At 59.1% G+C, this 5385-nt stretch carries 4 protein-coding genes; 3 read left to right on the top strand and 1 reads right to left on the bottom strand.

Annotated features, from left to right (window positions below):
* Positions 1–271: hypothetical protein (locus NUW23_10705; protein MCR4426634.1), on the bottom strand; the 271-nt coding region annotated here is incomplete at its 3' end.
* Between the two features lie 894 nt (positions 272–1165).
* Between NUW23_10705 and NUW23_10700 the strand changes: the two genes are divergently transcribed.
* Genes NUW23_10700 through NUW23_10690 form a run of 3 tightly spaced genes read left to right on the top strand, consistent with a single transcriptional unit; the run spans position 1166 to position 5246 of the window.
* The gene (locus NUW23_10700) at positions 1166–2833 is read left to right on the top strand and encodes a spore germination protein (protein ID MCR4426633.1); all 1668 of its coding nucleotides are present in this window, start codon (positions 1166–1168) and stop codon (positions 2831–2833) included.
* Entirely contained in the window at positions 2830–3951 is a 1122-nt protein-coding gene (locus NUW23_10695) for an endospore germination permease (protein MCR4426632.1), read from the top strand. Before NUW23_10700 ends, NUW23_10695 begins: the two co-directional genes overlap by 4 nt.
* Positions 3948–5246 (top strand): Ger(x)C family spore germination protein, encoded by a 1299-nt coding sequence (locus tag NUW23_10690; protein ID MCR4426631.1) that lies wholly within the window; start codon positions 3948–3950, stop codon positions 5244–5246. Before NUW23_10695 ends, NUW23_10690 begins: the two co-directional genes overlap by 4 nt.
* Positions 5247–5385: the final 139 nt, after the last annotated feature.

Raw genomic sequence — 5385 nt, 5'->3', positions numbered from 1 at the left:
CGCGGTCAAATGAGCTGCTCGAGGAGCTCTCCGCGCTTGAGCGCTCGGAGAGCTCCTCGAGCAGCTCATTTGACCGCGCGGTCTCCGCCGCGAGAAGCTCGCTCCTGGCTGGATACTCCGAATCCTTGAGAGGCTCCTTGTATTCCCGCAACTCCTTGGCTTTAGCCTTGTCTTCCTTCTCAACCAGGCTCAACAGCTTCTTCCTGACCTCTCTGGCAAGGTTGAGACAGTTCCTGACCGCGGCGTCGGCGACCAGCTTCGTGCCGTCCACAATCGTCCAATCTCCGCGGATCAGATTCTTTGCCCTGGCCTGTTCGATCACTTTCCGGAACAGATCCCGGAACTTCTCTTCTCCAAGCCTCCTACGGTATACGGCCAGAGTGGAGTCGTCAGGAGTGGGATCGTCGAACCGCGCGCCCCAAATCCTGCTCGGACCTCGCGCGACCTGCAGACTTTTTCGGAGATCTCAGATTGGTACGCCAGGTAGAATGGGGTTTCAGCCGCTTTCTCGCCCAACCGCCTTCCCCATGTCTGTTGTCCTAGCGTCCCTCCGACATTCCCTGCACACCAGCCGGCCGCGGAATTCAATGAGGTCCTCATGGTCGCCGCAGAAGACGCAGCTCGGCTCCCATCGCCGGACCACGGTGAACTCACCCTGGAGCCATATTTCGTAGGGCGCACGGTTAACGATTCCCCGCTCGTCGCGAACTGCCTTGGGAAGTACTACTCGCCCCAACTTATCCATCGGGCGAACGTAGCCTGTCGCACGCATGGACATCACCTCTCTCCCTGGTTCGGCACACCCGCCCCACGTCCTACCAATAGTGAATCACGAAACATGTCAGGCCAATTCTCCGGTATTGTCAGTCCCGCCCCTCGGCCCATCGAGAGAGTCTCGATGGAGGCACGGCCTTTCGGCCGTTGAGCCACACCCGAGGAGCAGATGGATCAGGGCATCCTCGCGCAGTTTCAATGGAGCCACGGCCTTTCAGACGAAAAACTGGAGCATGGGGAGAAGACCCGGCAGTTTCTTGGAGGCCCGGGCTCCTCAACGCGGGCACAGTCAGAACGAGCATTCATGTTACAGCGAGGTCAGTCTAGAAATTCCCGACGGAAGTCTGGGCAATACTACCTCATTAGGAGTTGGAGGAGGGGACCGGCACGAATGAGCTGGATTTTCAACCTTATACGGGGAAGACCCAAGTACACCGGGGAGATATCCAAGCTCAGGGACGACCGCTTGGACGTCGGAGAGCGCGAGGCCATCGAAGAGACCCTCAAGTTCGGCACGTCCCTTCGAGAGAACATCAACATGATCAAGGCCGCGGTAGGTCCTTCTCCAGACGTGGCAATCCGCGAAATGCGGATAGGGCAAGGCCGGTACGAGGCAGCCGTGGTATACATCCAGGACCTCGTGGACAAGGGACTCACTGAGAGCCTTCTTCGTATGCTGGGTCTGGGCACGCTCGAGACACCCGTGGGCAAGGCCCCAAGAGGCAGGATTCTTGAGGAACTCAAGGACAGGCTTATCGCATCGGTGGCAGTGAACAGCGTCAGGACTTTCACCGAGGCGTGGGAAGATCTGACCAAGGGGCATGCCCTTGTGATCTTGGACGGAGACGGTGAGCCCCTCACCTGCGGTGTACAAGGATACAAGACCCGCACCCCAGAAGAGCCTCCGGCGGAGGTCGTCGTGCGGGGCGCGCGCGAGGGGTTCGTAGAGAGTATCGCAACCAACATCAGCCTTCTGCGCCGGTGGATCAGGACGCCGAATCTCTGGATAGAACCTTTCACTTTGGGGCACCTGACCCGTACGCCAGTGGCCATAGCCTACATCAAAGGCCTCGCGAGCGAGGAGCTTGTCCAGGAAGTCCGGCAGAGGATTAGCCGAATAGAGACTGACAGCATATTGGGCAGTGGGTACGTGGAGGAGTTCATTCAAGATACCCCGTTCACCCTCTTCCCTCTCGTGCTCAGGACAGAGAGACCTGACCGGGTGGCGGGCAACTTACTTGACGGCAAGGTGGCAGTGTTCACTGAGAACACGCCTTTCGTCCTTATAGTGCCTTTTGACTACGGAAGCTTGTTCCAGGCGCCAGACGACTACCATGAGCCGGTCCCTCTGGTCACTGCGTTGACCGTGATCCGGCTCTTGGCATTTTGGGGTTCACTTCTCCTTCCCGGCGCTTTTGTGGCCGTCTTGACATTCCACCAGCAGCTGTTTCCTACACAACTTCTCCTCAAAATCACAGGGGATAGGGCCGGCATCCCATTTCCGGTCGTCGCAGAGGTATTCGCCATGGAACTCGTATTCGAGCTGCTGAGGGAGGCAGGTCTCAGGCTTCCTCGTGCCGTGGGTTCAGCCGTTACCATAGTGGGCGCTCTGGTGCTTGGAGAGGCCGCCATCAACGCAGGGTTTGTCTCGCCTTCAGTAATCATAGTTGTCGCGATGACCGCTATCTCCTCTTTCGTCCTTCCCACGTTCTCGTTCGACGTGGCTGCAAGGCTTCTCCGGTTCGTCTTTATAATACTCGGGGGCGTTCTCGGGCTCTTTGGCATCCAGCTTGGGTTCCTCACGACCATAGTTCTTCTCACCGGACTGCGGTCATTCGGCCTTCCGTACTTCAAGCCCATGGGGCCAATGATCCTGGCCGATTGGAAAGACTCCCACTTCAGAGCCTGGGCGTGGATGAGGATTACCCGCCCCAAGCTTGCAGGGAGCCGTGAGCCGATCCGGGCGCCCCGGGGTCAGATGCCCCGGCCGGGACTCGAGAAAGAAGAGACCGAGAAAGGCAGTGGACGCAGCGACAGAGGAGGCGCCAAGAGACAATGAGCATCGAGAAGATCTCCAACCGGCAGTTTGCAACTATCCTCTTCATGATGAGGGTGACGATTGTCCTATCCCTTCTTCCCCTCCTCACAACCGGAGAAGCGCGGCAAGACGCGTGGGCCGCCGCAATTATCACAGCTGTGGGTCTCGCGCTCGAGGTTCTCCTAATAGGCGGCCTCGGGGTGAGATACCCTCACCTTACCGTGGTGGAGTATAGCCGGAAACTGCTCGGAGGAGTCGTTGGGACAGCCGTGTCAGCCGTCATATTGTGGCAACTGGTTCACATGGCGGCCACTGACGTAAGGGTCTATGCTGAGCTGATGGCATCTGGGTACCTCCCCGAGACTCCGATGGTTGTCATCGTGGGAGGATTCCTTGCCGTGGCAGCACTTACGGCGTACCTCGGTATAGAATCCGTGGGAAGGACCGCTGATGCCCTCGTGCCGCTCTACGTTCTGTTCATCGTCGCAACCATCGTCGGGGCCCTCAGCAAGTTTGATGTCGGAAACCTCGAGCCGGTCCTCTCGCGCGGTTGGGGACCAGTGCTCTCAAGTGCGGCGACTCCGGTCGGCATAGGAGCCCAATTACTGACCCTCGGTGTGGTAATACCGAACCTGACCATGCCCGAAAGGGCGGTAAGATCAGCGCTTCTGGCAATCACGTTTGCGGGCCTAACGTTCATATTGGCATCAATCACGATTGTGGGGGTATTGGGCCCAGAATTGGGAGCGCAGGCCTCATTTCCGTTTCTCGAGGTGGCAAGGATGATAGTCATCGCCCGCGCGATCGCGCGTATAGAGGCCTTGGGCATTTTCGCGTGGGGCGTTGGCCTGCTGGTAGGATCGTCTCTAATGCTGTATTGCTCCTGCCGCGCGCTCGCCCAGCTGCTCGGCCTGGCCGACTACAGGCCTGTGGTCTTGCCTCTTGCAGCGATCGTGGCAATCCATTCGGTGCATGGTTACCGCGACCTCTTCTCCGTTACCGCGTTCTTTCGACCCCCGGGATTCCCACTCTACATAGCGTCGGTCATGCTCATCCCATACGGCCTTCTCTGGGCGGGTCACCTAATACGTGCGGCTCGTCAAGCGAGAGACCGGAAGTCGGGGGGGAGGGCAGGGTGAGTACTGGCCGCGCCTCCGCAATTGCCCTACTTCTTGCTGTGGCAGCTCTTCTCTCCGGATGCTGGGACCGGAGGGAGCCCAACGAGGTGGCCCACGTTCTCGCCGTGGGCTTCGACATCGACGATGAGGGATCTTACGAGATCATGGCGCAGTTCGTGGACCCAATGGCGGCAAGGGGAGGTACCGCCGTAGGTGGGGGGCCTTCAGTATTGGGACCAGCCTTCTGGGTCTACTCGGCCAAGGGGCATACCCCATTCGATGCAGCCAGAAACCTTCATCCCATTGTGAGCAGGGAGGTCCAGCTCACCAACGTGGAGGTCATCCTGATATCCGAGAGACTAGCCCGAGCAGGCATAATGCCTCTCCTCGATTTCATCCAGCGCGACCCGAACCTGCGCCTTGCTGCGAACCTTGCCGTGGTGGAGGGCGCCGTGGAAAAGGTCCTTGGGGCCGTCTTCCCAGGAACACCTATTCCCGCGCTGGCGCTGGACCAGCTCCTTTCACCCACCCATTTCACGGAGCCGGCCGTGATGGCGAAAGATATGCTTGGTGACCTGGTGGAGTTTCTGAGACCAGGACAGGACCTGGCCCTCCCTCGGCTCAAAGTCCACGAGACTGGCCAGGAGGCATCCAGCGAAGGCCAGGAAGGCGGGAGCAAGCAAGGGAGCAGCCACGGGCAAGGCGCCTCCGTTGAGTCGAGCATGAAACCTCCGGTCATGTATATCGGAGGAGCTGCATTCAAGGGCGATAAAATGGTTGGCTGGCTTGAGGGACGCGAGGCGATGGGTCTCAACATGGTGGCCGGCGAGAGGCAGCGTGCGAGCATTGTAGTCAAGTCCCCGGCGGGGGAAGGTCTCGCGGCTCTGCACCTCACCAGGTTGAAGACTACAGTCAGGCCCAGGCTCATAGACGATGAGGTCAGGATCGGAATCGATGTCATGGCCGTAGGATACCTCGAGGATCAGACAGGTCTAGGGCCGGACCGGCCCGGCATGGATTTGAATGACCCAAAGGTAGTGGAGTCCCTGCGCGCGCGCTTCTCCGAAGTCATTCGAAACGATATCGAACTCGCAGTTGCTCGCGCAAGAGAACTCAAGGCGGACATTCTTGGGTTTGGCAATGCGGTCTACCGCAAATTGCCGAGGACCTGGAACGACCTAGCCGATCGTTGGGATGAGGTATTCCAGACAGTGCCCTTGGACATAACCGTGAAAGTCACGATAACAAGGCCGGGCATGATACGAAACGCCACAGTCCCACGGTGGTTGGGGAGACCCAGACCGGACGGGAGGTAACGAGACACGGGAGCGTTCCTCATGGTCATGATAGCGATGGTCCTCATCCAGGTCCCGGCGACCCTCCGAAAGCGAGACTTTCGGGGCCTCGTAGCGTTCGGCTGTCTGTGGGTGATCGCAACGCTTTACGGTGCGCTGA

The organism is Bacillota bacterium, from assembly GCA_024655925.1.
GTDB lineage: Bacteria > Bacillota > DTU025 > DTU025 > JANLFS01 > JANLFS01.
This window is presented reverse-complemented; position numbering and strand designations above follow the sequence as displayed.